This is a genomic window from Rhizobium sp. BK591 (assembly GCF_014195045.1).
Taxonomy (GTDB): Bacteria; Pseudomonadota; Alphaproteobacteria; order Rhizobiales; family Rhizobiaceae; genus Rhizobium; species Rhizobium anhuiense.
On the sequence record NZ_JACIAZ010000001.1, the window covers coordinates 665503 to 690700 of the forward strand.

Sequence of the window (25198 nt, forward strand, 5' to 3'; positions counted from 1 at the left end):
TATGCGTGAACGATCTTTTTTATAAGTGCTAAAAATAATCTCTTTTAAATGGGATAGCAACTTTACCGGCATATTTTGCCGGGTTCTTGGGTGTGTCGCACAAAAACATGTGCTGCACTGCGGAATCTCGCGGTCCTCTTCAAGGGTGACGGGATTTACTATCTGCGGTACGCGTGCGGCAAATGCTCAGCGCAATTTCGGTGTCCATCAGCGATTGGCATCGCATCCATTTGTGAATCTCGTTGGCCATCACGGAGCACATGGCTTAAAAGCAGGGCCTCCCATTTTCATGACCGATGGATTTCGCCATGCCCGCCAAGCTCTCCGTGAACCTCAACGCCATCGCCATGCTGCGCAACCGGCGCGATCTGCCCTGGCCAAGCGTCGAAGCGCTCGGGCGGATCGCACTCGCCTCCGGCGCCAGCGGCCTGACGGTGCATCCGCGCCCCGACCAGCGGCACATCCGCTTTTCCGACCTGCCCGTGATCCGCAACCTGATCGACGACGAATTTCCCAAGGCCGAATTCAATATCGAGGGCTATCCCACCGAGGAATTCTTCGAACTCTGCGCCGGGGCGGCGCCCGAGCAGGTGACGCTGGTGCCCGACGATCCCGCGCAGGCGACATCCGATCACGGCTGGGATTTCCGCAAGCACCGGGCGTTTCTGACTGATGCCGTCGCCCGTTTGAAGAAGATGGGATGCCGGGTGTCGCTGTTTGCCGATGGCGACGGGGATGCCGAAGCAGTCGAGATCGCCAAGGCAGTCGGCGCCGACCGGATCGAACTTTATACCGGCCCCTATGGCGGCTGTTACGGCGCGCCGGAACGGGCGGCCCCGATCCTCGAAGCACTCGGACGGACGGCGGATGCGGCCCTTGCAATCGGCCTTGCCGTCAATGCCGGCCATGATCTGACAGTTGAAAACCTGCCAGCGCTGGTGAAACGCATTCCCGCGCTTGCTGAAGTTTCGATCGGCCACGGGCTGACCGCCGATGCGCTGGAATACGGCATGGCGGAAACGGTACGGCGCTTTTGCCGCGCCTGCGGGCAGGCAGTTTGATCGGGGCGTTGCCTTCAACGCTTTGACTGGAAGCGGGTTATTACGCTTCTGTCTGTGAGTCACACAATGCGTTTTGAAGCAAGAGTCTCCCGCGCCCAAGGACCTGGGCGCGCTGGATTCCTGTGCCTGTCACAGGAATCCAGCCACGGCGCGCCCTGGCCGTGCGTGACTCATCTGCCCTGATGAGGGATCCAGAATCGGAGTTCGCTCATCCCTGCGACTAGCGCAGGAACACAGCGAAAGGCTTCAATGGCCTCCGGCATTGCCTGACGCCGTCAGGGCCGCCTTGTGTTCCACGAAGAAATCCTTCAGCGGCTGTGGTTGTTTGCCGGTCAGCTTGGTGAAGTCTTCGGTGACGATCGCGAAGTTGCCGGCGCGGATGTTGGCGTCGGCCGAAACCAGCATGTCGGCGACGAAGCCGGGAAGACCCGCGCCGCGGATGCCCTGGCCGAGCTGTTCGTCATTGACGTCGACGACTTCGAGCGGCTTGCCGGCGGCTTCGGAGACGATGGCGGCGATCTGCCGGTTGTTCAGCAATTGCGCGCCGGTTAGCGTATAGGTGGCGCTCTCGGCGGTGCCGGAGGCAAGGGCTGCGGCGATGGCCAGCGCGCAGTCGTCACGCGAGATGGTCGAGATCTTGCCGTCGCCGGTGGCGCTGTACCATTTGCCGCCCTGCAGGTTGTGCGGCATGCCGTGCAGGTAATTGTCGTGATACCAGGCGTCGCGGATGATCGTGTAAGCGATGCCGCTTGCCTTGATGGCGTTCTCGCTGCCGAGATGATCGGGCGCGAAGGAAACGAGCGAATTGTCCGGCGCCGGCATCGAGGTGTAGGCGATGTGCTTGACGGCGGCTTTGACGGCCGCTGCAACGGCGCCCTTGTGCTGGGCGATACGCTTGCCGGGCGTGTCGAGCGCGTCGGTGCTGATGATCAGCAGGCGGTCGATGCCGGCAAAAGCCTTTTCCAGGCCTGCCACATCGTCGAAATCGGCCTTGCGGGTGAGAACGCCCTTCTTTTCCAGCTCGGCGAGCTTTTGCGGGCTGCGCGTTGCCGCGACGATGCTGCCGGGCGCGACCCTGTAGGTCTCGATGAGGTGGTGGATGACACGCTGGCCGAGCTGCCCGGCAGCGCCGGTGACCAGGATGGTTTCGCTCATAGGTCGTTTCCTTCTATGTTTTGGTGGCGGTCTCAAAAAGAGAGTTACACTAGAATAGGAATTGACTTGGCGGTGTAAAGGAGGCAGTTTTTCGGCTCTACGTTACCAAAAAGGAACCAGCAGATGACCGGCGCGGTCCTCAGTCTGAAGAACAGAATGCCGGGGATGCGGCGCGAGATCGATCTCGCCAGTCTCGATTTTTCGAATTGCCCGGTCAGGGACATGATGCAGCAAATTGGCGGCAAATGGTCGACGCTGCTGCTCGAAGTGCTGGCGGCTCGGCCCTGTCGCTTCGGCGAGCTGCGGCGGATGCTCCCCGATATCTCGCAGCGCATGTTGACGCAGACACTACGTGACCTGCAGAGGGACGGGTATATCCATCGCGAAGTGTTCCCGACCAAGCCGCCGAGCGTCGAATATTCGATGACCGAACTCGGACGCTCGCTCTACCAGCCACTGTCGCAGCTGCTGAACTGGGCGGAGGCAAACCACGACGCCGTTCGCGCCGCCCGTTCGCATTTTGATTCCACCGACAAATAGGCTGGCTTCCTACCGGCCGCGCCCTTCCGTCAGGAACAACAGGAAGGCTAGCGCCGGAAAGCAGAAGCCGATCCAGGCTGTCATCGTCCAGCCGCCGGTGGCATAGGCCCAGCCGCCGAGCGCCGAGCCGAGCGCGCCGCCGGCAAAGAAGGTCGCCATGAACAGACCGTTGAGCCGGCTGCGGTGTTCCGGGTTCAGGGCATAGATGGCGCGCTGGCCGCAGACCAGATTGGTCGTCACGCCGAAATCGAGAAGGATCGCCGCGGCCGTCAAAAGCAGCAGAGCGGTGAGCGAACCGTCCGTGGCGAAATGGCTGATCACGAAGGAAGCCATTCCGAGCAGCATGGCAATCGTCGAGGCGATCCTCGTCATGCCGCGGTCGGCAAGCCGGCCGGCGATCGGCGAGGCGATGGCGCCGGCAGCGCCTGCAAGCGCAAAGAGGGCGATGCCGTTCTGTGTCAGGCCGAAAGCCGGGCTTGCAAGCAGCAGCGGCGTCGTCGTCCAGAACAGGCTGAAGGCGCCGAACATACCGGCCTGGTAGAGCGCGCGGCGCTGCAGCACGCGCGAGGTCAGCGCCAGATGACCCATGGAGGCGAGCAACTCGCCGTAGCGCAGCTTCGTCTTCGGCAGCCGAACCGGCAGGTTGAAGCGCAGCACGACGGCAAGCACGAGCATCAGCGCCGCGGTGAGGTAATAGACCACATGCCAGGAGGAAGCTTCGGCGACGAAGCTTGCAAAGGGGCGAGCCAGCATGATGCCGCAGAGCAGGCCGCTCATGACATTGCCGACGACCTGACCGCGCGTTGCATCCGGCGCCATGTTGGCGGCGAAGGGAACCAGGACCTGAACTGCCACCGACGAAAGACCGATGCAGAGCGAGGCGATGAGGAAGGCCGTCGGCGTCGACGACAGCGCCGCGCCGATCAGCGCAACGGCGGAGACGGCGATCAGCAGCAACACCAGACGGCGATTTTCGGTGAGGTCGCCGAGAGGCACGATCAGCAACAGGCCGAGCCCGTAGCCGATCTGCGTCAGCGTGACGATCAGGCCGGTGGCGGCAGGCGTGAAGCCAAGATCGGCGCTGATCGGGCCGGCAAGCGGCTGGCCGTAATAGAGATTGGCGGCCACCAGTCCGCAGGCGGCGGCAAAAAGGAAGGTTAGCCAGGGGGATAGCGCCCTGGGAATGGCCTTATCCGGCGTGGTGGCTGAAATGCTCATCGGGAACTCCGGTATTCAAAGATTGAAAGGAATGATTTCAAATGGTCTTGCCGCCGGCCACCCGCTTCCGGCTGTGCAACAGCTTGCCGCTCCTCCGAGAGAATGGCTTGCCTTTCTCCGGGGGATGTCAGGTCACCAACTTCATCGCGGCTTCGGCGACGGCCGCCATTTCTTCACCGCTGCGCTCCACCTTGCCGATGACGCGCATGCCTTTGGTGAGGCAGAGAAGCGCAAGCGCGGTCGCTGATATATCGAGGTCTGCAGAAATCGAGCCGTCGGACTGGCCGAGGCGGATCAGATCGGCCAGCAGTGTCTCGTCGGTCATGAAGGCGGCGGCGACACGTTCGGCCGCTTCGCTGTCGAAGAGAGCGAGATCGCCGGCGCTGCCGACCACCAGGCAGCCACGCCTGCCGGTTTCGCCGTGGGAGGAGGCCGCAAAGAAGGCGATCAGCGCATGCAGCTTATCCCGGCCGGTCTCTGCCTTGGCGAGTTCGGCATCGAGCATGCCACGGCGCACGGCGCGGTAGCGGTCGAACGTTGCAAGGAAGATGCCACGCTTATCGCCGAACGCCTTGTAGACACTGCCGGCGGCAAGACCCATGGCCTCGGTCAGTTCGCTGATCGAGGCGGCGTGATACCCGCGCTCGGAAAAGACGCGTAGGGCAGCGTCGAGCGCTGCCTCCACGTCGAATTCGCGCGGCCGGCCGCGGCCCCTGGTCTTTTCTTGATGTTCAATGGTCGCCGTATTCATGGCATCTAATTAGGAAATGTTTGTTTCCAAATCAAGCGAAACTTTTGCGACGCAGCAAATCACAGAGCCAGAACCCAGTTCTGGCCGTTCGCCTCGGGGCCGAACATGCGGTGTCTCTCCTCGGAGACAAGCCGGAAGCCGGCCTTGATATAGATGGCGCGGGCGGTCTCCAGCATGTCGTTGGTCCAGAGCGAGAGTTCGCGGTAGCCCTTCTGTCTGGAGAAGCGGATGCATTCGTCGACCAGCATCTTGCCGAGCCCGAGGCCGCGGGCTGATTTGTCGACATAGAGCAGACGGAGCTTGGCGATGCCGTCGCCGCCATTGGTGACGAGGGCCGAGCCGACATTGACGCCGCCGCGCTCGGCGATCCAGCAATATTCCTTGGCCGGATCGAAATTGGCGAGGAATTTCCCGGCAACTTCGGCGACCAGCGCTTCGAAGCGCAGGTCCCAGCCATACTCCTCGGCGTAGAAACGGCCCTGGCTCTGAACGATCCAGCCGATATCGCCGGCGCGATGGGCGCGGATGACGGCCGGTGCGGGTTTGGCCGTAGGGTCGAGGAGGGCGCGGATGGTGTGCATGGCCGAGACTGCCGCCTCCGGCTCGCCGGCCGCGAGATTGTCGAAACGGGCGGCGATCTGCGCATTGGCGCGCCGGCCGAGTTCTTCGAACTGCTCACGTCCCCGGTCGGTGACAATGATGACCTGGCTGCGCAGATCGGCCGGATCCGGACTGGTCTCGATCAGTCCCTCTGCGCGGAAACGCTTGAGGATACGGCTGAGATAGGCCGGGTCGAGATGCAGGTCGCGGACCAGCGCCACGGCGCTGACACCGTCATGCGAGCCGATCTCGAAGAGGATGCGGGCATCCGTGAGCGTGAATGCGGTGTCGAGATAGGCCTTGTTCAGGAGGCCGAGGAAGTTCGTATAGAAGCGGTTGAAATCGCGCGCGGTTTCGATGAGGGCGATATCGGACATGGCAAAGATCTCCAGATGGAAACCTTGTCAGACTGCTGACAAGTCGGCCCACTCATCTTTCGTTTATCCTCGGCACAAGGCCGAGGATAACGCCGAGGAGAGAACGAGCCTTGTCAACAACTCAAGAATCTCCAAATAGAGATCTTGTCCTGTATTTAATGGACTGAGTCAACTAATTTGGCAATCCGAGGCGAGACACTTTCAGGCCGCTTCCTCTTCCGCGATCTCGTCCGCGCCAAGCGCGAAATCGACTGCCGCTCGCGCATGAATCGCCGTGGTGTCGAAGCCGGGCAGCGGCAGATGGTCGGGATCGAGGATCAGGCAGATCTCGGTGCAGCCGAGGATGATGCTGTCGGCGCCGTTGTCGATGGCGCGTGATATGACCGCCATGAGCTTGTCGCGTGAGCTGTCGAGTACCTTGCCGGCGCAGAGTTCATTGAAAATGATGTCGTGCACGGTGGTGCGGTCGCCGGCATCGGGAACCATGATGTCGAGACCGAGGTTTTTCATGCGGTCGCTGTAGAAGCCGTGTTCCATCGTGTAGCGGGTCGCAAGCAGCAACGGGCGCTTCCGGCCGCCGGCATGCAGCGATTTCGCCGTCTCGTCGATGATGTGGATCAGCGGCACGGAGATCTTCTTGGCAACCTCGTCGGCAATCAGATGCATGGTGTTGGTGCAGATGAGGATGCAGCCGGCGCCAGCAATCTGCAGGCGCAAAGCCACGTCGGCAAGGCGACGGGCGGCCATATCCCAGGCGCCGGCCTTCTGAAGGGCGACGATCTCCTCGAAGTTCACCGAATGCAGGATGAGTTCGGCCGAGGCAAGGCCACCCTTGCGGTCTCGCACCATCTCGTTGACGAGACGGTAATAGACCGCCGAACTTTCGAAACTCATGCCGCCGATCAGGCCGATCGTTTCCATGTCTTCACGCTCTCCATGATTCTGAACTTTCGAAAATGATGCCGTAATCCCGGCGCGGTGTGTTTGCGTTATTTGTTTCCATGGTGGGATATGTGCTATAATTTTGCGCCATTTGATGAAATCGTGCAAATATTGGGCGGAGGATACATGCTTGATGATCGCGACAGGCGCATTCTCGACATGCTGCAAAAGGATGCAGGCATATCCGTGACCGATCTTGCGGAGCGCGTGGCGCTTTCGGTGTCGGCCTGTTCGCGGCGTATCCAGCGGCTGGAAGAAAGCGGCCATATCGCCCGGCGCATCTTCGTGCTCGACCGGGAGAAAATGGGCGTGCCGACGACGGTCTTCGCTCTCGTCAAGACGGCTCACCATTCCGACGAATGGACGGAAAGCTTTCGCCGGATCATCGGCGACATTCCCGAGATCGTCGAGGCGCACCGACTGACCGGCAATCACGATTACATTCTGAAGATCGTGCTGCCGCGCGTCGAGCATTACGACGTGATCTACAAGCAGATCGTGCGCAAGCTCGAACTCTTCGACGTCTCGGCGTCGATCTCGATGGAAGAATTGAAACATGGAATGGCAATACCGGTGGGCTACGCCCGGTGAAAAATCATTTGAAGGGGCATGACAGTATGAGCGATAGCGATATTCGTAGCTTTCTCATGCCGGGGGAAAAGCTTCTTTGGTCAGGGCATCCCGGACAAGGATTTCTTTTGACATCGCGGGATTTCCTCCTCGTTCCGTTCTCGCTTTTGTGGGGCGGCTTTGCGATCTTCTGGGAAATTACTGCCATCAGCACGGAAACGCCGGTATTCACAAAATTATGGGGTATTCCGTTCGTACTCATGGGCCTTTACCTAATGGCCGGACGCTTTTTCGTCGATGCGGCTGCCCGGGCTCGGACGGAATATGTACTGACCAACAGACGTGTGATCATTCGCAGAAGCGGGCTCTTTCGACATTTGTCCACCAACCAGCTCGAACTCCTGCCGTCGATCAGTCTTGAAGAGGGCAGCCGCGGCAAGGGTACGATCAAATTCTGCGTGCCGTCCAACAGGAGGATGAGCGGCTGGACGCCAAGTCTGGCCAACGAACCTCAGCTTCTGGGGATCGAGGATGCGCGACACGTTTACAGCCTCCTGGAAACAGCAAGGTCGGATTGCACCAGCAGCCGATAATTCGCAGTGCCATCGATAGGGATTAATGTGTCTCTATAAGGAACGTTTTTGGACATATTGCGTTCACCTTTGGTTCAGGAGGAGGGGAAGATATTTCCCTCACTTGGAGGAGCAGAGGAGAACAGTCATGAGAAAGCTGACCGTCGCCGCGTTGTGCTTGATCATAGGTGCCCCCGGCATCACGCCGGCTCAAGCGTTTCCGGCTATCAACCCACCCAGGATCGAAGCGCAGCAGCAGATAGAGCATGTGCAATGGCGTGGCCGAGGCGGCCACTGGGGTGGCGGCCATTACCGAGGCGGCTATTACAGAGGTTACCACCATAACCATGGAGCGGACTGGGGCTGGGCCTTGGGTGGCCTAGCCGTCGGCACCATCATTGGCGGCGCATTGGCACAGCCCTATTACGGCTCGTATTACGGTTCACCCTACGGCTATTACGGCTCGCCCTACCGCTATTACGGTTCGCCGTATCGCTATTATGGCCGGCCCTATCGGGCCTATGCGTCGTCTGGCTATTATGGACGGGGCGGCAACCACGAGAGTTGGTGCTATGCGCGTTATCGGTCGTACAGGGCGTTCGACAATACCTTCCAGCCCTATCATGGACCCCGTCGCCAGTGCGTCGGTCCCTATTGATTGCTGCGCCGTGAACTGTTCCGGGCCGACTACCCGTTCGAACGCTATGTCTGTGTCGCACCTCGACCGAGGCTCTGGGCAGTTATAATTCTGCCCGACGTCCGCTTCACAAGCGTCGCCGGGTTGGATTGCAGGAGTTGCCGATAATCTCGGCGCTAAAGCGCGCCGCGATCGGACTCGTTTGTCGCGCTTTGGTCTAGGCCTTTCAATTCCAGCATGTCGTTCTCGCAAAACCGCTGCACACTTTTGCGCGACATGCTCTTTCGACTGCGGGTGACGCAGGGGAGACATGCCGAAACGGCGGTTGCAACCTTTGCGGCGAGGGCCACATTGGCTTTCAGCGAAATGGCGCAGAAGGGGCAGGTCATGGGCGATCATCATGTCGTCGTTGTCGGCGGCGGTTTTGGCGGGTTGCAACTCGTCAACGGTTTGAAAGGCGCTGGCGTCAAGATCACGCTCGTTGACCGGCGCAACCATCATCTCTTCCAGCCGCTGCTCTATCAGGTGGCGACGACCATTCTCTCCACCTCGGAAATCGCCTGGCCAATCCGCCGGCTCTATGCCGACCGGCCTGACGTGACGGTTCTGCTCGGCGAGGTCACAGGCGTCGACAGCGGCACAAAGACTGTTTCCCTCCGTAACGGCATGACTCTTGGTTACGATACGCTGGTGCTGGCGACCGGGGCGACGCATGCCTATTTCGGCCATGATGAATGGGAGCCGGTGGCGCCGGGCCTGAAGACGTTGGAGGATGCGACGACGATCCGCCGGCGCGTGCTGCTTGCCTTCGAGAGGGCGGAGATGGAGGCCGATCCAACCGTGCGCGATGCGCTTCTGACCTTCACCATCGTCGGGGCCGGGCCGACCGGTGTCGAGCTGGCCGGCATCATTGCCGAACTCGCGCATTTCACGCTGCCCAAGGAATTCCGCAACATCGATACGCGCAAGACCCGCGTCGTGCTGGTCGAGGCTGGTCCGCGGGTGCTGCCAACCTTCGCCGAAGAGCTTTCGGCCTATGCCCAGAAGGCGCTGGAGAAACTCGGGGTCGAGATCCATCTCGGCAGGCCGGTGACGGAATGCAATGCCGACGGCGTGAAGATCGGCGACACCTTCGTTGCCAGCCGGACGATCGTCTGGGCAGCCGGCGTCACCGCCTCGCCGGCGGCACGGTGGCTCGGCGTTGCGGCCGACCGGGCAGGGCGCGTCGTGGTCGAGAAGGATCTGGGCGCGCCGGGGCTACCCGACGTCTTCGTCGTCGGCGATACCGCATCGGTGATGCGCGAGGACGGGAAGCCGGTGCCGGGCATCGCGCCTGCCGCCAAGCAGCAGGGCGGCTACGTCGCCAAGGTGATCCGTGCCCGTCTGTCCGGCAAGCCGGCACCGGCGCCCTTCCGCTACTGGCACCAGGGCAGCCTCGCCACGATCGGCAAGAGTGCGGCCATCATCGATTTCGGCCGGATCAAGCTGAAGGGCTGGATCGCCTGGTGGATCTGGGGTCTTGCCCATATCTACTTCCTGATCGGCACCCGCTCGCGCTTCTCCGTCGCCTGGAGTTGGTTGTGGATCTATCTGAGTGGCCAGCACAGCGCCCGGCTGATCACCCAGAAAGAAACGATGCGAGAGGAGGAGTAGGCCTCCTTTGCCCGTGAAAGCTGTCCGGGAATGCGCCGTCTCTCCTGCCTCATTCTGAGGTGCACCCGGAGGGCCTCGAAGGATCGGGGACGGCCACCGGCGCTTCACCCAGCGACATCTGCATGCAGCATGCACCGCTTAGCCACCCGCCCTCGTAGTTCGAGACGGCCCTGCGTTTGTCGCTGCAATCGATCACTGGATCGATTGCTTCGCTCCTCACCCTCACCATGAGGGCTGATTGTCGTGCCCTGCGGCACACATGTCGGAGCCTTTAGACAACGCGATACGCCCAAGCTTGACACATCTCCCCGCACACCCTTAGCATTCCATCCGCGTCTCCCAACCACCGGGAGGTGCGCATCCAGCCGTAGCAACGGGTAGAGGTTCCAATGCGCCGATTCACTTCTCACGAAAATCACATTCGAAATTCTGAGAAGTTGGTGGTTCATGCGCACTTTGAATCTGGGCATTCTCGCCCATGTAGATGCAGGCAAGACTAGCCTTACCGAAAGACTGCTTTTTGACGCCGGCGTCATCGACAAGCTCGGCAGCGTCGATACCGGCAATACACAGACGGACACTCTCGAACTCGAACGACTACGCGGCATCACGATCAGGGCGGCGGTGGTGTCGTTTGCGATCGGCGACAGGATCGTCAATCTCATCGACACGCCCGGCCACCCGGATTTCATCGCCGAGGTCGAGCGGGTGCTGGGATTGCTGGATGCCGCGGTCGTCGTCGTTTCGGCGGTCGAAGGCGTGCAGGCCCAGACACGGGTGTTGGTGCGAGCGCTGCGGCGGCTTGGCGTTCCCTTCATCTTCTTCGTCAACAAGGTCGATCGTCTTGGGGCCCGATATCAGGAGGTGGTGGAGGCCCTAGCCGCGCAGCTGGCGGTCCGCCCCATCGCCATGTCGTCGGTCATCGATGCCGGAGCCAAGCTTGCCCGGGCGGAGACGCTCGCGCCGGGAGACGAGCCGCTTTTCACGCCGCTCTGCGAGGCACTGGCAGAAAACGACGAGGCCCTGCTTGCCGATTATATCCTTGCTCCCGGTCGCCTGACCGAGGAAAGGCTTGGGCGCTGCCTGGCCGATCAGGTGGCGAGCGGCCTCGTCCATCCGGTCTTCGCGGGCGCAGCGATGACCGGTGTCGGCATGCCCGCCCTGGCATCGGCCATTGCGACGATCTTGCCCGGCCGGTGCTCCAATCCGGATGGCCCGGTCGCGGGCAAGATCTTCAAGATCGAACGCGGCTGGGGTGGGGAAAAGCTCGCCTATATCTACCTCGCCTCAGGCACGGTGCGGCTTCGGCAATATCTGGACCTGCCCAGAGGCCCGGAACGGGTGACTGCGATCCACCTGTTCGAGGCCGGCCGGATCGAAGGCGCCGAGAGACTTCGCGCAGGGCAGATTGCCCGCGTCGCCGGCCTTGCCGGCGCCCGGATCGGGGATGCGGTGGGCGGAGATCCCGCGGGCGGGCGGGCTCACTTTGCGCCGCCGACGCTCGAAACCCGGGTTCTTGCGCGGCGGCCTTCCGACAAGGCGGCGCTCTGGCTGGCGCTGAACCAGATGGCCGAACAGGATCCCTTGATCAATTTGCGCCGCAACGAGGAGACGGACGAAGTCTTCGTTTCACTCTACGGCGAGATGCAGAAGGACGTTATCCAATCGACCCTGCTGACGGATTTCGGACTTGAGGCAAAGTTCGAGGAAAGCACCGTCATCCTGGTCGAGAGGCCAGTCGGGACCGGGGCCGGCCTGCAGATCCTCTTCAAGGAGCCCAATCCCTTCCTGGCAACCGTCGGCCTGCGCGTCGAACCACGCCCTCCCGGGGCGGGCAACAGCTTTGCGCTCGAAGTGGATGTCGGCCAGATGCCCATCGCCTTTTATCGAGCGGTCGAGGAGACCGTGTTCGAAGCGCTGAAACAGGGGATTTTCGGCTGGCAGGTCATCGATTGCCACGTGGCGATGACGGCGGCCCGGCACAGTTCGCCTGCAAGCACCGCCGCCGATTTCCGGCAGTTGACGCCATGGGTGCTGGCAACGGCGCTATCGGCCGCGCGGACCGTGCTCTGCGAGCCAATCGACCGCTTTTATCTCGAAACGCCCGCGGAAAATTTGAGCGGCGTGGTCACCCTGCTTGCAAAATCGGCAGCAACGACGACGGATTCGGTCATTGCCGATGGCGTCGCCCGGCTCGAGGGTACCATGGCGTCTCAGATGGTCCGCGGTGTCCAGCAGCAATTGCCGCGCCTGACGAGCGGGGCGGGGACCATGGAAAGCAGCTTCGATCATTATGCCCCAGTGGCTGGCCCGCCGCGCTCGCGCCCGCGATCAGGTCCTGATCCGTTCAACGGCGTCGAATATCTGCTGCGCCTGCATCGACTTGCCGGAGGCATATCGTGACATCCGAGTGTCGCATTTGATCGTGGGTGGCAGACGGTGCGGCTGCGCCCAAGGGCGGAGATCTTGACAGCACCGCCACAGTTGAAATCGCCCGACATTGAAAAAGGCGGCCCCCGAAGGAGCCGCCTCTCGTTTTCTTATGCTGCCAGCGAGGCGATGTCGATGACGAAGCGGTAGCGGACGTCGCTCTTCAGGACGCGTTCATAAGCTTCGTTGACCTGCTGGATGTTGATCTTCTCGATCTCGGAGACGATGTTGTGCTTGCCACAGAAGTCGAGCATTTCCTGGGTTTCCTTGATCGAGCCGATCATCGAGCCGGAAATACTCTTGCGGCCGGGGATGATCGAGAAGGCGTGCACGGGGATCGGATTCTCAGGCGCGCCGACCACCACGAAGGAACCATCCACCTTCAGAAGGCCGAGATAGGCATTCCAGTCGATTTCGGCGCTGACGGTGCAGATGACCAGGTCGAAAGTGCCGGCGAGCTTCTTGAAGGTTTCCGGGTCGTTGGTGGCATAATATTCCTTGGCGCCGAGCTTCAGCCCATCTTCCTTCTTGGAAAGGCTCTGGGAAAGAACGGTGATATCGGCGCCCATGGCCGCACCCAGCTTGACGCCCATATGGCCGAGGCCGCCCATGCCGACGATCGCGACCTTCTTGCCGGGGCCGGCATTCCAGTGGCGCAGCGGCGAATAAAGCGTGATGCCGGCGCAGAGCAGCGGCGCGGAGGCATCGAGCGGAAGGTTGTCCGGGATGGACATGACATAGCCTTCCTTGACGACGATCGAGTCGGAATAGCCGCCCTGGGTGCGTGTCTTGCCGTCGGCTTCGAAATCATTGTAGGTGCCGCTGAGACCCGGCATATACTGTTCGCGATCGAGGTCGCGCTCGGCGCAGCCGATACAGGAATCGACGAAGCAGCCGACGCCGACGCGGTCGCCGACCTTGAACTTGGTCACGGCGGAACCGACGGCCGAGACGATGCCGGCGATCTCATGGCCCGGCACGATCGGATAGACGGCGTTCTTCCATTCGTTGCGGACAGTGTGGATGTCCGAATGGCAGATGCCGGCAAACTTGATGTCGATCACGACGTCATCGGGGTTGGGGTTGCGGCGTTCGAAGGTGAAAGGGGTCAGCGGTTTGGAAGCGTCGGTTGCGGCGTAGCCTCTTGCAATAGGCATGGGAACCTTCCTTTTCGATTGTGGTGGGGGTTGAACGGGATGGCGGACTATTGCCCGGAACTGCGTGAGAGGGTTAGAGCGATCCTCTCAGCTTTTTGCACGATCCTGCAAAAGTGAGGCGCCGGCCTGTTTGCGAAATGGCGAAGGCACTCTAGATAAGGGCGGTATCACCGGCGTCAGCCAGTTGACAGAAAGAGTTGCCGCATGACTTTGCCCTTCAGCCCCTATCAGGAAATTGTCGACATCGCGATGCGCTTCGCGCCTGGCGACGGCGAGTTCTCAACTGATATCGGCAATCTTCACGTCAGCCGTCGGTCCAAGCCAAGCGATCCGCTTCACAGCAGCTACCGGCCCTGTTTTGCCTTCGTCCTGCAGGGGGCCAAGAGCCTGCGCCTCGGCACCGAACTTATCAGCTACGGGACAGGAGACTATCTGCTGACCTCGCTCGACCTGCCGGTCGCCTGGCAGGTCACCGAGGCAAGCCCTGAAGTGCCGCATCTCTGCCTGGGGCTGGCAATCGATTCCGAAAAGCTGCTTGAGCTTTTGAGCCGTATCGATATTCCGCGTCCGGCGGCCCATACCGACGGGCAGCGCGGGATGGCGGTGAACGTCGCTCCGCCGGAGCTCCTGGATGCCGCCGTCCGCCTGCTGCGCTTGCTCGATCGTCCAGGCGACATTCCTGCCATGGCGCCGCTGATCGAGCAGGAAATCCTCTACCGGGTGCTGACCGGGCCGGATGGCGCGCGGCTGATCAACATCGCCACAGCAGACAGCCACAGCAACAGGATCGCCCGCGCCGTCGCATGGCTGAAGGAGAATTTCGCGCGGCCGCTGCGCATCGAAGATCTTGCCGTCCGCGTCAGCATGAGCGTGTCGTCCTTCCATCATCACTTCAAATCGGTCACGGCGATGACGCCGGTGCAATATCAGAAGCAGCTTCGCCTGCACGAGGCGCGTCGCCTGATGCTGGTGGAGCGCCTCGATGCCGGCACGGCCGGCCACCGCGTGGGCTATCAAAGCCCGTCGCAGTTCAGCCGCGAATACAGTCGCCTCTACGGCGCTTCGCCGGCGCGCGATATCGATGGCGCGCGCGAGGTCATGGCGGCGGAGTAGTCTGTCGCGCATCCCGGGCATCCGATCATTAAAGGATGTTTGACGTTTCGTGGCTAGTCTGGCGCCAACCATCCAGCAGGCCCGAAGTCCGTATGACGCAAGAACCATTTCTGTCCATCGTCGCGCCTTGTCATAACGAGGAAGAGGGCCTCCGCGAATTCTGCCGCCGAGCCGTCGCAGCTGCTCGGAGCGTTGCTGGGGATGCCTTCGAGCTCATTCTCGTCGATGACGGCTCGTCCGACCGCAGCTGGGAGATCATTTCCGAATTGGCGGCTGATGTGCCGCAAGTGCTCGGCGTTCGTCTTCTTCGCAATCACGGCCACCAATTGGCATCGACGGCGGGTCTCTCCGCGTCGCGGGGCGAGCGTGTGCTCCTGATCGACGCTGATCTTCAGGATCCGCCCGAACTGCTTTTGATGATGATGCCGATCATGGAGCGTGGCGCCGACGTCGTTTATGGTCAGCGCACGCGCCGCGAGGGTGAAACCTGGTTCAAGGTTGCCTCGGCTTCGCTTTTCTATCGTGCGCTGTCCAGGCTCGCCTCGGTGACCATTCCGCGCGATACCGGCGATTTCCGGCTGATGAGCCGGCGCGTCGTCGATATCCTGCTGGCGATGCCGGAGCGCGATCGCTTTATCCGTGGCATGGTCAGCTGGATCGGCGGCAGGCAGGTTGCTCTCCCTTACGAGCGTGACGCCCGTTTTGCCGGCGCGACGAAATATCCGCTGCGCAAGATGATCAATTTTGCGCTCGATGCGATCACCAGCTTTTCGACGACGCCGCTGCGTATAGCCACATGGCTTGGCATGATCAGCGCCTGCGTCGCGATCTCGTTGCTCGTCTACACCTTCGTTCGCTGGCTGGAAGGCGAAACGGTTACCGGCTGGTCGTCGATCATGGCCGCCGTCAGCGCCTTCAGCGCCATCCAGCTGATCTGTATCGGCATCATCGGCGAATATCTCGGCCGTCTCGTGCAGGAGAGCAAGAAGCGGCCGATGTTCATGATCGAGACGATCCTGCGCGGCGGCGAACACGCCGAGCTGCCGACTGCTTTTCCGGAGATGAACGCCAGCGATAAGCGCGCCGCACTCGATGTCGCCTTTACATCCGGGGAGTTTCCGCGAGCGCAAAAGAGCAGTCGGATCGGATAATGGACCAGATCGACACGCCTGCTGTGGTCGCAGGCGAGCCTCAGGGATTGGCCGCCAGACAGGATTCCGCCATTGCGGTCGCCGCTTTCGTCGCGCTTGCCGCGGCGCTGGTGGTGCTGTTTCGTTTTCCGCCGGTTCTCGATTACCCCAATCACTACGCCCGGATATGGCTCCTTTCGGGCGGCATCGGCGAGCAGCCGTTTCCTGAGATTTATGCGGTCGATTGGAGCCGCACCTTCACCAATGTCGGGATCGACATTCTCGCCACCTGGCTGGGACCGCTTGTCGGCGCCGACAGGCTTGCGCGGACTTTGCTTTTCCTGGCGATCGTGCTGCCGCCGCTCGGCGCGATCGGCTTGCATCGCGCGCTTTTCGGCGGCCGGCACCACTGGCAGACCGCCATGCTGTCGCTCGGCTGGTGCGCCACCATGATCGGCGGCTTCATCAATTTCCAGATCGGCCTCGGCATGGCGCTCTTCTTCGCCTGCGTCGACCTCCGGCTGCAGGGCAAAAATCCCGCGCTGGTTTTTGCCTGGCGGCTCGCCGCTTCGCTGCTGCTGACGGTGATGCACATCTTCTCGCTCGGCTTCTATATGGCGATCGTCTGCGGCCTCGAATTTTCGTGGCGCATCGACATACTGCGATCGAAGGCGGGTCTCACGAGGCTCGTCGGCCGGTTGGCGTTGGCGATTGGCGCCTGCGTCTTGCCACCGCTCGCGCTCTACCTTCACACGGCATCTTTGCCCAACGCCGGTGGCAACGGCCTTGGGCTTGCATGGAACGACAGCGTCGTCCTGATCGTCCTCAATCTGCTCTCCGCCATCACGACCTATGTCCCGGTGGTGGATGTCTTACTGGTTCTGCCGCTGATCCTCATCTGCACACGTGCCGCACGAGCGGGCGACATCCGCATGCATGCGGGGCTTGCCGTCGCCGCTGGCGGTCTGCTGCTGCTCTCCTGTATTTCGCCTCGCCACATGCTCGGCACCGGATGGATCAGTTGGCGCTTTCCGATCATGACGGCGCTCGTCGCCATGGCGATGGTATGCCCCTTCGCCAATCTCCCGCGCCGGCAGGCGCTGTTGCTTTCGCTCGTCATCAATCTTGCGGTCTTCGGCCGTACCGGCTGGATCGGCTGGAACTGGTGGCTGGCGCAAAAGGATGTTGCCGCTGTCGAGAGCGTGCTGAAAAGGGTGCCGGCCGGTGCAGCCGTGCTACCACTTGGGCATGAACCTGAGACAGTGAGCTACCTTGCCCACTCCAACCGGCATTTTTTCTGGGGACTGGATACTTTCCGGCATCTGCCGACGCTTGCCGTGCCCGTCTCGCATGCTTTCGTGCCGACGCTCTTCACCGCAAAAGGCAAGCAGCCACTTTCCGTTCTGTCGCCCTGGTCTGAGATCGCGGTTCCAGAGGGCAATCTGCTGTCGGTGGGTGTGCTTTCATGCCCGACAATGTTGCAGCAATATCGAGACTTCACGCCCTATCTGTCGGATTGGCGCAGTCGTTTCGATTTCGTCCTGGTCGCCAATGCCGATATTCTCGATCGCTATGTCGGCACCTTCATGCCGTCGGGCCTGACGGTCATCGAGGATGCCGGTTTCGCGAAGCTTTACGCGATCGATAAGACGATGCCGGCAGAGCCTTTGGCTATCCCGGCGGGTTGCGCCACGGCGTTATAAGCCGCGGCTCATCAGCCGGGGAATTTCAGCGCCTTGTCGGCACGGCATTTGGCGAGCTTGAGCTGGCGGAAGGAGAGGATTTTCGTGATGCGCTCCTTGCCATCCGTCTCCACACTCATGCAGGCGCAGGCATAGCCGTAATTGCCGTTGGTTCTGACATACTCACGTTCGGAGATGTCGGAGATCAGCTCCATGCCTTCCACCTCGCCGGCATCGTCGCCCTGGGTCATGATCGTCCAGGTGTTTTCCGCATCTTCCAGCCACCAGTTGGCGGGCGTCGGATTTTCAATCCAGCCGCAGCGCGTTTCGGCCGCCTGTGCATTTGCGGCGATGGCAAGGGCTGCGGTGATGACTGCGGCAGCGATCCGGTATTTCATCGGCTTTTCCTCATCGCCAGATTTCAGTTGTTGATCGCGATGATCGCCCAATGGCTTTCCTCGCAGGCGTCGTCATCGCAGACCGCGCCCATCCAGAGGGCGCCACCCGCGAGCATGACGCCGTCGCTATTGACGAAGAGATCCCCGTATTGCTGGCGCCCGACGGCGCGGCGCGTTTCCGGCGTCACCAGATCGTCGAAATTGTCGATGAAATCTTCGGCGCTCTCGACGTCGTAAGTCTCGCCCCTGGCCTCGACCGTCAGCGGGTATTCGGCAAGCCCGGCAATGGTTTCGGCGTCGCCCGAGCGCATCGCCCGAACGAGTTGGCGCAGCGGCCGGTCGAAGCCTGCGGCGTCGCCGTGCAGTTCTTCGATGCGGTTATAGACGTCGCTGTCGGACTGCGCGAGAGCGCTTGAGCCGCCCAGGAAAATTGCTCCGAGCAGGAGAAGAGCTGCAGACAGGCGTGACATCGAAGCCTCCAGGCGCAAACGGGTACCGCGACAATATGCGATCACCAAGGATTCGCGCCTATCCAATTCTGGTGTTTGATCGCGGTTTCCCGTATTAAAAAAATGATCCGGGCTTCTTGACGATCTGATCGGTTTATCGCATAAACCTCGCGAACCGTACCGTACGGTACGTACATGGGAGCTACGACCTTGTCTGTCGATACCGCAGAGCCGAGCGAATTTTCGCCGCGCCAGAACGCCGTTCTGGAGCAGGCGTTGCGGTTGCTCGTCGATGGCGGCGAGAAGGCGCTGACGACCTCGGGTGTGGCGCGTGCCGCCAATTGCTCGAAGGAGAGCCTCTACAAGTGGTTCGGCGATCGCGATGGGTTGTTGTCGGCGATGATCGCCTATCAGGCGAGCAAAGTGCGCACCTTCGAGCGCAACGGCGAGCGACTGACGGCGGCAAGTCTGCACGACCATGTGGTCATTTTCGCGCGTGATCTGCTGGAGGTGCTCGCCGGCGACGTCTCGCTGGCGCTGAACCGGTTGGCGATCGGCCAGTCGAACCGCGACGGCTCGAAGCTCGGCAAGCTGCTGCTCGAGCGCGGCCGCCGCCAGATCGACCGGCGCGCCATGGCGTTGATCGATGCCGGAAAGAGGGCAGGGCTCCTGCGTTTTTCCGATGCCGACGAGGCTTATCACACGCTTTACGGCCTTGTTGTTTCCGATCTGCATGTGCGCATGCTGCTCGGCGAGCCGGGCCTCAAGGATACCGCGCGCCAGGCGGAGAGGGCGGTTACCGCCTTCCTCCGGCTCTACGGCACGGACAAGGTTCTGGTGGAGATGCCGGTTCTCGGTTGATTCCGCTTTAATGACAGTCAACAAGACAAGCAAAGGGAAGGAACTTCAAATGCGCGTCTATTACGATCGTGATGCCGATCTCAACCTCATCAAGGCCAAGAAGGTCGCCATCATCGGCTACGGTTCGCAGGGCCGTGCCCATGCGCTGAACCTCAAGGACAGCGGCGCCCAGAACGTCGTCATCGCGCTCAAGGCCGGTTCGCCGACCGTCAAGAAGGCTGAAGCCGACGGCTTCAAGGTCATGACGGTTGCCGAAGCCGCCGGCTGGGCCGACCTGATGATGATGGCAACGCCCGACGAACTGCAGGCCGACATCTACAAGTCGGAAATCGCTGCAAATATCCGCGACGGCGCGGCGATCGCCTTCGCCCACGGCCTCAACGTGCACTTCGGCCTGATCGAGCCGAAGGCCACGGTCGACGTCGTCATGATCGCGCCGAAGGGCCCGGGCCACACGGTTCGCGGCGAATACCAGAAGGGCGGCGGCGTTCCCTGCCTCGTTGCCGTTCACCAGAACGCTTCCGGCAATGCGCTTGAACTCGCTCTCTCCTACGCCTGCGGCGTCGGCGGCGGCCGCTCGGGCATCATCGAAACCAACTTCCGCGAAGAGTGCGAAACCGACCTCTTCGGCGAACAGGTCGTTCTCTGCGGCGGTCTGGTCGAACTCATCCGCGCCGGTTTCGAAACGCTTGTTGAAGCCGGCTACGCGCCTGAAATGGCCTATTTCGAATGCCTGCACGAAGTGAAGCTGATCGTCGACCTGATCTATGAAGGCGGCATCGCCAACATGAACTACTCGATCTCGAACACGGCCGAGTGGGGCGAATATGTCTCCGGTCCGCGCATCATCACCGCTGAGACCAAGGCCGAGATGAAGCGCGTCCTCAAGGACATCCAGACCGGCAAGTTCACTTCCGACTGGATGCAGGAATACCGCGCTGGCGGCTCGCGCTTCAAAGGCATCCGCCGCCTGAACGACAGCCACCAGATCGAGGAAGTCGGCGCCAAGCTGCGCGGCATGATGCCCTGGATCGGCAAGAACAAGCTGGTCGACAAGAGCGTGAACTAAGCGGTTTTCAGACTGTAGGAATCGAGGGCCGGGGCGAAAGCTCCGGCCTTTATCGTTGTGCGCTGACGGTCAGCCAGCGCGTCGGCTTGCCGTCATATCCGCCGCCGTCGTATTCGCTTAGGGCGATATTCCTCCAACCGCCTTTCGTCAGAAGCTCCGAGAGCCATTCGGCGGAGGGATAGTTGTAATAACGCCCGAAGCCGTCATGGCCTTCTGCTTCCCCGGCCTTGAAGCTTGCGTGAAGGAGGCCGCCGGGCCTCAGGGCGCGGCGGATGCGGGCGAAGACGTCGGGCAGTTCGGATCGGGGGACATGAAGAAGGCTCGCATGCGCCCAGACGCCGTCGAAGGCGCTGTCGGCGTCGAGTTCCTGGAACAGCATGACCCTGACCGGCCTGCCGATCAGCGCTTCGGCCTGTGTTGCAAGCTCGGCAGAGCCATCCGTCGGCGTCACGTCGAAACCCTGCGACAGCATGTAGACGCTGTCCTGTCCGCCACCGCAGCCGAGTTCGAGGATTGCCGCACCCCGCGCAAGCCCGGCGAGGAAGGCATCGAGCTGCTGCTTCGGCAGGCTGCGCGCCCGGTTGGCGTAGGTCTCGGCGTTTTGCCTGTAGAAGTCAGAGGTATTGTCACGAGGCATGCGGATCGGCCGTTCGGGAGCGTCGGTTGGATTGAAGGTGCCTTTCGGGGAGCCGATCGGCGCCGATGATGTCGATGACGAGGATGCCGTCCGGTATTTCACGATAGAAGGCGACGTGGCGCATGTGAAGAAGGCGGCGAAGGCCGACGCCAAGCTCTTCGCATTCGTCTCCCATGGAGGGCGCGCGCGAAAGAAGCACGAAAATTCTGTCCCAGTCGAGAAGATAGGCATCCGCCTGTGCCTCGCCGAAGTGCAAGCTGGCATATTCGTCGATGCCCGACAGCACGGCATCTGCGGTTCGGGTCAGCCTATAGGTTGATGTCACGCAGCTTTGCCTTCGTTTCCAACAGGATATCGGCAATGCGCCGGTCGCTGATGCCGCTCTCTTCGGCCAGCCTCAGAATCTCACGCAATTCTTCGTCATCGAGCTTGCGATGGTCCTGGTCCCTCAGGACGAGTTCCGCCAGATATGTGCTGGCATTGGCGTATCTGCCGCTTGCGACACGGCGTGCGACGTAATCCGCCAGATTATCCGGAAGAGAGATCGTCATTTTCGCCATTGAATTCGGTGCAGTCCGTCCATGCCGGTTGATGCCAGATTACCATTTCCCACGTTGTGATAGAAGCGTTGCGCTCCGCCGTCGAGCACTTGGGTCACATCCAGGTCAGTCTTTTTTATCGACATAGATGACGCGTTCGAGATCCTTGAAATGGGCGTCGCAGGTCAGGATGTCGGCATCATGGCGCTCCGCGGTCGCATAAATGATCGCATCGGCGGTGGCGAGTTTGTGGATCGTCGAGATTTCGGCAGCACGGCGGGCAAGCGTCGTGTCGAGAGAGACAACCATGCATGTCGCGGTATAAGCGATGAAGCTGTCGACGGCTTCCTCGTCCTTCTCGCGTGCCAGCCATTTGGAGAGCTCGAGCTGCACGATCGTTGGAACGATGCATTGATCGCGCACCGGGATATTGGCCTGCAACCGGGTTCCGGCGGCACTTTTCGTCAGCCATTCTATCCATGCGGAGCTGTCGACCACGCGCATCAGAAACGGTCGTTCCGGTCGCGGTAGTTTTCCTTGTCAGCGCCTTCGGCAATGCCGCGAAGATCGGCAAGCGTCGGGACCGGCATCAGCAGCACGCCTTTCCCTTTGGGGATGAACACGAATTCCTGCCCCGCCGACCAGTGCTGCTGTTCGCGCACTTCCTTGGGAATGGAGATCTGGAATTTTGTGGAGAGGGTTGCGGTTGTCATTCTTACCTTTCCTCCATCGATAGATGAATGGTAAGAATTCATCTGACATCCGTCAATGACGAAGTGTTTTCGGCGTTAGTGCTATTTTGGTCGCCAAAGGAGAAGTAGCGATGATTCTTCCCGCTGACTCGGCCACAAAAGACCGGGCGGCGCGCGGTTTCGAAAGAGATCCGCGGATTGCTTGGTGGCCGTCCGCTCGAAGAGCATCGTAGCGTATCGTGCAGCTCGACACGAACTCCGGCGAGGGCGGAATAGGGTCGACAGCCCGGCGGCTTTGCGCGCGAGGCGGAGAGCGGCGCCCACCATGTCGGTGTTGACGCCGCCGTTTGCGTGGAACGTCGGGAATTCAGGCCGGGATAAGGCGGGTCCAGCCGCGCTCATCGTTCGTTACGCCCTTCTGCAGACTGACGAGCTGCTGGCGCAGTTCGCTGGTCAATTTGCCGGTCTGTCCGTCTCCGACCAGAAACTCGCCGCCGGCATGTCGAACCAGGCCAATGCCCGCCAGGACTGCGGCAGTGCCGCAAGCGAAGGCTTCGACGAGCTTGCCGCTGGCAGCGTCGTCTTGCCATTCCGCGAAGGAGTAGGGACGCTGCTCGACGCGCAAGCCTCTTTCTTCGGCGAGTACGATCACGGAGGCCCGGGTGATGCCCGGCAGGATCGTGCCGCCAAGGGGCGGGGTCACCACCGATCCGTCATTCATCAAGAAGAAGACGTTCATGCCGCCGAGTTCTTCGACCCAACGATGCTCTGTTGCGTCGAGGAAGACGACCTGATCGCAATTCTTCTTCGCCGCCTCGGCTTGCGCCACGAGGCTGGCTGCGTAGTTTCCGCCGCATTTTGCAGCGCCGGTGCCGCCGGCAGCCGCACGGGTGTATTCGGTCTCGACCCACAGGGAGACGGCCTTCGCGCCGCCCTTGAAGTAGGCGCCGACCGGAGAGGCGATGATGCAGAAGATATATTCCTGAGCCGGACGAACACCGAGAAACGCCTCGTTGGCGAACATGAAGGGGCGAAGGTAGAGGCTGGCGTCGCCGGACGGAATCCAAGCCTTGTCAATGCGGACCAGTTCTTCGACGGCCTTCAGGAAGAGTTCTTCGGGCACAGGAGGCATCGCCATGCGGGCTGCAGACTGCGCGAAGCGGCGGGCATTCTCTTCAGGCCGAAAGAGCAGAATCCGGCCATCGTCTGCCTTGTAGGCTTTCATGCCCTCGAAGATTTCCTGAGCATAATGCAGCACGGCGCTCGCGGGATCGAGCTCCAGCGGCCGCCTGGGCGTAACCTTCGCATCGTGCCAGCCCTTGTCGGCAGTCCATCGTGCCAGGACCATATGATCGGTGAACACCTTGCCGAAGCCGGGTGTCTCCAGTGCCTGGATGCGATCGGCGTCGGAGACGGGAGACTGGTGGAGTTCGATTTTGATTTCAGGAGAGGCCGACGTCACGGTCATTGCTGGCACCTTGATAGTAATTTGAATAGTGGCGGCGACACTACTGCCGCCGAGCTGGTCTTGGAAAGGTCTGAATCAGCCGGTTTCGACTTTGATCAGAGGAATAATCGCTTGGAGTGGCTGACGTCGAGCAGCAAATTCGGGATCGAGCGTCTTCGATATCGGATGGCGTCTACGCTTGTCACCATGACAAGAAAATAGGTCAGTATTATTGACATAATTTCCCTGGCATGGTTTGTCGGCGGTATAGAAAATATGAGGAAACCCCATGCTGAACTGGGACACCATGTTTGCGTCGCGCTCGTCGCGCATGCGCGCATCCGAGATCCGCGAGTTGCTGAAGCTTCTCGACCGGCCCGACATCATCTCCTTTGCCGGCGGCATCCCTGATCCGGCGCTGTTTCCGGATCGGGAATTCAAGCAGGCCTATGCCGATATCTTCGACGGCGCCGCCGTCAACTCGGCGCTGCAATATTCAGTGAGCGAAGGCTACAAGCCGCTGCGCGAATGGCTGGTCAAGCAGATGGCAGCTCTCGGCATCCCCTGCGAACTCGACAACGTCTTCATTGTATCAGGCTCGCAGCAGGGCCTGGATTATCTCGGCAAGCTATTCCTGTCGCCTGGTGATACCGCGCTGGTGACATGGCCCACCTATCTCGGCGCGCTGCAGGCCTTCAACGCCTATGAACCGGCCTATGACCAGTTGACGCCGAACGGCAACCGGACGCCGGAATCCTATCGGGCGGCCGCAGCGGCTGCCGGCGGCAAGGTGAAGTTCGCCTATCTCTCCGCCGATTTCTCCAACCCGACCGGCGAGACCGTCGATCTCGATGGCCGCAAGAAGGTATTGGCATTAGCCGAAGACCTCGACATCGCCGTCATCGAGGATGCGGCCTACCAGTCGTTGCGTTACGACGGCGATCCGATCCCACCGATCCTGGCGCTCGAGATTGCCGAAAAGGGCCATATCAACGATACGCGCACCATCTATTGCGGCAGCTTCTCGAAGACGCTGGCGCCTGGCCTTCGCGTCGGCTTCATCGTCGCCAATGCGCCTGTCATCCGCAAGCTGGTGCTGATGAAGCAGGCGGCCGACCTGCATTCCTCGACGATCAACCAGATGGCGATATCAGATGTCGCCGAGCGCGGCTTCGACGCGCAGGTCGCCAAGATCAAGGCCGCCTACAGCAAGCGCCGTGACTGCATGCTGACGGCACTCGAGAAATATATGCCCAAAGGCACGAGCTGGACGAAGCCGGAGGGCGGCATGTTTATCTGGATCACGCTGCCGGAGGGGATGGATGGCGCCAAGCTCTTGGCGAAATCGCTGGAGACCGCCAAGGTCGCCTTCGTACCCGGCAAGGCATTCTTCGCCGATGGTTCCGGCGCCAACACCTTCCGCGTCAGCTTCTCCTGCGCCAACGAGCAGATGATCGAGGACGGCATCGGCCGCTTGGGCGCGCTGATCTCGGCCGAAATCGGCGGCTGATCCAGGCT

27 protein-coding genes are annotated in these 25198 nt (G+C 61.3%); 13 read left to right on the top strand and 14 right to left on the bottom strand.

The genetic code is table 11. The features are described from left to right. Positions 1 to 308: 308 nt before the first annotated feature. Positions 309 to 1061, top strand: coding sequence for a pyridoxine 5'-phosphate synthase (locus tag FHX10_RS03125; RefSeq protein WP_063474701.1), 753 nt, complete (start codon positions 309 to 311; stop codon positions 1059 to 1061). 246 nt (positions 1062 to 1307) lie between these two features. Here FHX10_RS03125 and FHX10_RS03130 read toward each other — a convergent pair whose 3' ends face one another. Beyond that, entirely contained in the window at positions 1308 to 2216 is a 909-nt protein-coding gene (locus tag FHX10_RS03130; RefSeq protein WP_063474639.1) for an SDR family oxidoreductase, read from the bottom strand. A gap of 123 nt (positions 2217 to 2339) precedes the next feature. On the opposite strand from FHX10_RS03130, the gene FHX10_RS03135 reads away from it, so the two are divergent. Beyond that, on the top strand, positions 2340 to 2756 hold the full coding sequence (locus tag FHX10_RS03135) for a winged helix-turn-helix transcriptional regulator (RefSeq protein ID WP_028757540.1): 417 nt from the start codon (positions 2340 to 2342) through the stop codon (positions 2754 to 2756). Between the two features lie 9 nt (positions 2757 to 2765). On the opposite strand, the gene FHX10_RS03140 is transcribed toward FHX10_RS03135, so the two are convergent. The 4 genes from FHX10_RS03140 to FHX10_RS03155 all read right to left on the bottom strand — a co-directional run bounded on the left by FHX10_RS03140 (position 2766) and on the right by FHX10_RS03155 (position 6623). After that, positions 2766 to 3974, bottom strand: a complete 1209-nt coding sequence (locus FHX10_RS03140; protein WP_063474640.1) for an MFS transporter — start codon at positions 3972 to 3974, stop codon at positions 2766 to 2768. 127 nt (positions 3975 to 4101) lie between these two features. Then, entirely contained in the window at positions 4102 to 4725 is a 624-nt protein-coding gene (locus FHX10_RS03145; protein WP_028757542.1) for a TetR/AcrR family transcriptional regulator, read from the bottom strand. Positions 4726 to 4784: 59 nt separating this feature from the next. Further along, complete coding sequence (locus tag FHX10_RS03150; protein ID WP_063474641.1) at positions 4785 to 5702, bottom strand: helix-turn-helix domain-containing GNAT family N-acetyltransferase; 918 nt, start codon at positions 5700 to 5702, stop codon at positions 4785 to 4787. A gap of 201 nt (positions 5703 to 5903) precedes the next feature. Beyond that, entirely contained in the window at positions 5904 to 6623 is a 720-nt protein-coding gene (locus FHX10_RS03155; RefSeq protein ID WP_028757544.1) for an aspartate/glutamate racemase family protein, read from the bottom strand. 147 nt (positions 6624 to 6770) lie between these two features. On the opposite strand from FHX10_RS03155, the gene FHX10_RS03160 reads away from it, so the two are divergent. The 5 genes from FHX10_RS03160 to FHX10_RS03180 all read left to right on the top strand — a co-directional run bounded on the left by FHX10_RS03160 (position 6771) and on the right by FHX10_RS03180 (position 12479). Beyond that, on the top strand, positions 6771 to 7235 hold the full coding sequence (locus FHX10_RS03160) for an Lrp/AsnC family transcriptional regulator (RefSeq protein ID WP_047610791.1): 465 nt from the start codon (positions 6771 to 6773) through the stop codon (positions 7233 to 7235). Positions 7236 to 7261: 26 nt separating this feature from the next. Further along, positions 7262 to 7807: a PH domain-containing protein gene (locus FHX10_RS03165; RefSeq protein WP_063474702.1), complete on the top strand. Its 546-nt coding sequence runs from the start codon at positions 7262 to 7264 to the stop codon at positions 7805 to 7807. A gap of 127 nt (positions 7808 to 7934) precedes the next feature. Next, entirely contained in the window at positions 7935 to 8444 is a 510-nt protein-coding gene (locus FHX10_RS03170) for a BA14K family protein (RefSeq protein WP_080759837.1), read from the top strand. 366 nt (positions 8445 to 8810) lie between these two features. Then, positions 8811 to 10076 (top strand): NAD(P)/FAD-dependent oxidoreductase, encoded by a 1266-nt coding sequence (locus tag FHX10_RS03175; protein WP_063474703.1) that lies wholly within the window; start codon positions 8811 to 8813, stop codon positions 10074 to 10076. A gap of 447 nt (positions 10077 to 10523) precedes the next feature. Continuing rightward, positions 10524 to 12479, top strand: a complete 1956-nt coding sequence (locus tag FHX10_RS03180; RefSeq protein ID WP_063474642.1) for an elongation factor G — start codon at positions 10524 to 10526, stop codon at positions 12477 to 12479. A gap of 137 nt (positions 12480 to 12616) precedes the next feature. Here the strand turns inward: FHX10_RS03180 and FHX10_RS03185 are convergent, their stop codons facing one another. Next, positions 12617 to 13663, bottom strand: coding sequence for an NAD(P)-dependent alcohol dehydrogenase (locus FHX10_RS03185; RefSeq protein ID WP_028757485.1), 1047 nt, complete (start codon positions 13661 to 13663; stop codon positions 12617 to 12619). Positions 13664 to 13867: 204 nt separating this feature from the next. Between FHX10_RS03185 and FHX10_RS03190 the strand changes: the two genes are divergently transcribed. The 3 genes from FHX10_RS03190 (at position 13868) to FHX10_RS03200 (ending at position 17609) form a co-directional block, all read left to right on the top strand. Next, positions 13868 to 14776 (top strand): AraC family transcriptional regulator, encoded by a 909-nt coding sequence (locus tag FHX10_RS03190; protein WP_028757486.1) that lies wholly within the window; start codon positions 13868 to 13870, stop codon positions 14774 to 14776. Between the two features lie 92 nt (positions 14777 to 14868). Further along, positions 14869 to 15927 carry a glycosyltransferase family 2 protein gene (locus FHX10_RS03195; RefSeq protein ID WP_063474643.1) on the top strand — a complete coding sequence of 353 codons (1059 nt, stop codon included), beginning with the start codon at positions 14869 to 14871 and terminating at the stop codon, positions 15925 to 15927. Then, on the top strand, positions 15927 to 17609 hold the full coding sequence (locus FHX10_RS03200) for a hypothetical protein (RefSeq protein WP_063474644.1): 1683 nt from the start codon (positions 15927 to 15929) through the stop codon (positions 17607 to 17609). Before FHX10_RS03195 ends, FHX10_RS03200 begins: the two co-directional genes overlap by 1 nt. 11 nt (positions 17610 to 17620) lie before the next feature. On the opposite strand, the gene FHX10_RS03205 is transcribed toward FHX10_RS03200, so the two are convergent. Then, positions 17621 to 17986, bottom strand: coding sequence for a DUF4087 domain-containing protein (locus FHX10_RS03205; RefSeq protein WP_063474704.1), 366 nt, complete (start codon positions 17984 to 17986; stop codon positions 17621 to 17623). Positions 17987 to 18009: 23 nt separating this feature from the next. Beyond that, a complete protein-coding gene (locus tag FHX10_RS03210) occupies positions 18010 to 18456 on the bottom strand; it encodes a hypothetical protein (protein WP_028757490.1) in 447 nt (148 codons plus the stop codon). A 174-nt stretch (positions 18457 to 18630) separates the two neighbouring features. Here FHX10_RS03210 and FHX10_RS03215 point away from each other — a divergent pair, with 174 nt between their 5' ends. Beyond that, on the top strand, positions 18631 to 19296 hold the full coding sequence (locus tag FHX10_RS03215; protein ID WP_028757491.1) for a TetR/AcrR family transcriptional regulator: 666 nt from the start codon (positions 18631 to 18633) through the stop codon (positions 19294 to 19296). A gap of 49 nt (positions 19297 to 19345) precedes the next feature. After that, on the top strand, positions 19346 to 20365 hold the full coding sequence (gene ilvC / locus FHX10_RS03220; RefSeq protein ID WP_047611747.1) for a ketol-acid reductoisomerase: 1020 nt from the start codon (positions 19346 to 19348) through the stop codon (positions 20363 to 20365). 49 nt (positions 20366 to 20414) lie between these two features. Here ilvC and FHX10_RS03225 read toward each other — a convergent pair whose 3' ends face one another. From FHX10_RS03225 to FHX10_RS03250, 6 genes are all read right to left on the bottom strand, one after another. Beyond that, positions 20415 to 21002, bottom strand: a complete 588-nt coding sequence (locus FHX10_RS03225) for a class I SAM-dependent methyltransferase (protein WP_047610778.1) — start codon at positions 21000 to 21002, stop codon at positions 20415 to 20417. Further along, a complete protein-coding gene (locus FHX10_RS03230; RefSeq protein WP_047610777.1) occupies positions 20992 to 21327 on the bottom strand; it encodes a type II toxin-antitoxin system RelE/ParE family toxin in 336 nt (111 codons plus the stop codon). The genes FHX10_RS03225 and FHX10_RS03230 overlap by 11 nt, the downstream gene beginning before the upstream one ends. Further along, positions 21311 to 21562, bottom strand: coding sequence for a type II toxin-antitoxin system ParD family antitoxin (locus FHX10_RS03235; protein ID WP_047610776.1), 252 nt, complete (start codon positions 21560 to 21562; stop codon positions 21311 to 21313). Before FHX10_RS03235 ends, FHX10_RS03230 begins: the two co-directional genes overlap by 17 nt. Positions 21563 to 21667: 105 nt before the next feature. Beyond that, positions 21668 to 22045: a type II toxin-antitoxin system VapC family toxin gene (locus FHX10_RS03240; protein WP_047610774.1), complete on the bottom strand. Its 378-nt coding sequence runs from the start codon at positions 22043 to 22045 to the stop codon at positions 21668 to 21670. Next, positions 22045 to 22254 carry an AbrB/MazE/SpoVT family DNA-binding domain-containing protein gene (locus FHX10_RS03245; protein WP_047610772.1) on the bottom strand — a complete coding sequence of 70 codons (210 nt, stop codon included), beginning with the start codon at positions 22252 to 22254 and terminating at the stop codon, positions 22045 to 22047. The genes FHX10_RS03240 and FHX10_RS03245 overlap by 1 nt, the downstream gene beginning before the upstream one ends. A gap of 346 nt (positions 22255 to 22600) precedes the next feature. Further along, positions 22601 to 23701, bottom strand: a complete 1101-nt coding sequence (locus FHX10_RS03250) for a branched-chain amino acid aminotransferase (RefSeq protein WP_063474646.1) — start codon at positions 23699 to 23701, stop codon at positions 22601 to 22603. Between the two features lie 268 nt (positions 23702 to 23969). Here FHX10_RS03250 and FHX10_RS03255 point away from each other — a divergent pair, with 268 nt between their 5' ends. Next, the gene (locus tag FHX10_RS03255) at positions 23970 to 25190 is read left to right on the top strand and encodes a PLP-dependent aminotransferase family protein (protein ID WP_047610768.1); all 1221 of its coding nucleotides are present in this window, start codon (positions 23970 to 23972) and stop codon (positions 25188 to 25190) included. Positions 25191 to 25198 lie beyond the last annotated feature (8 nt).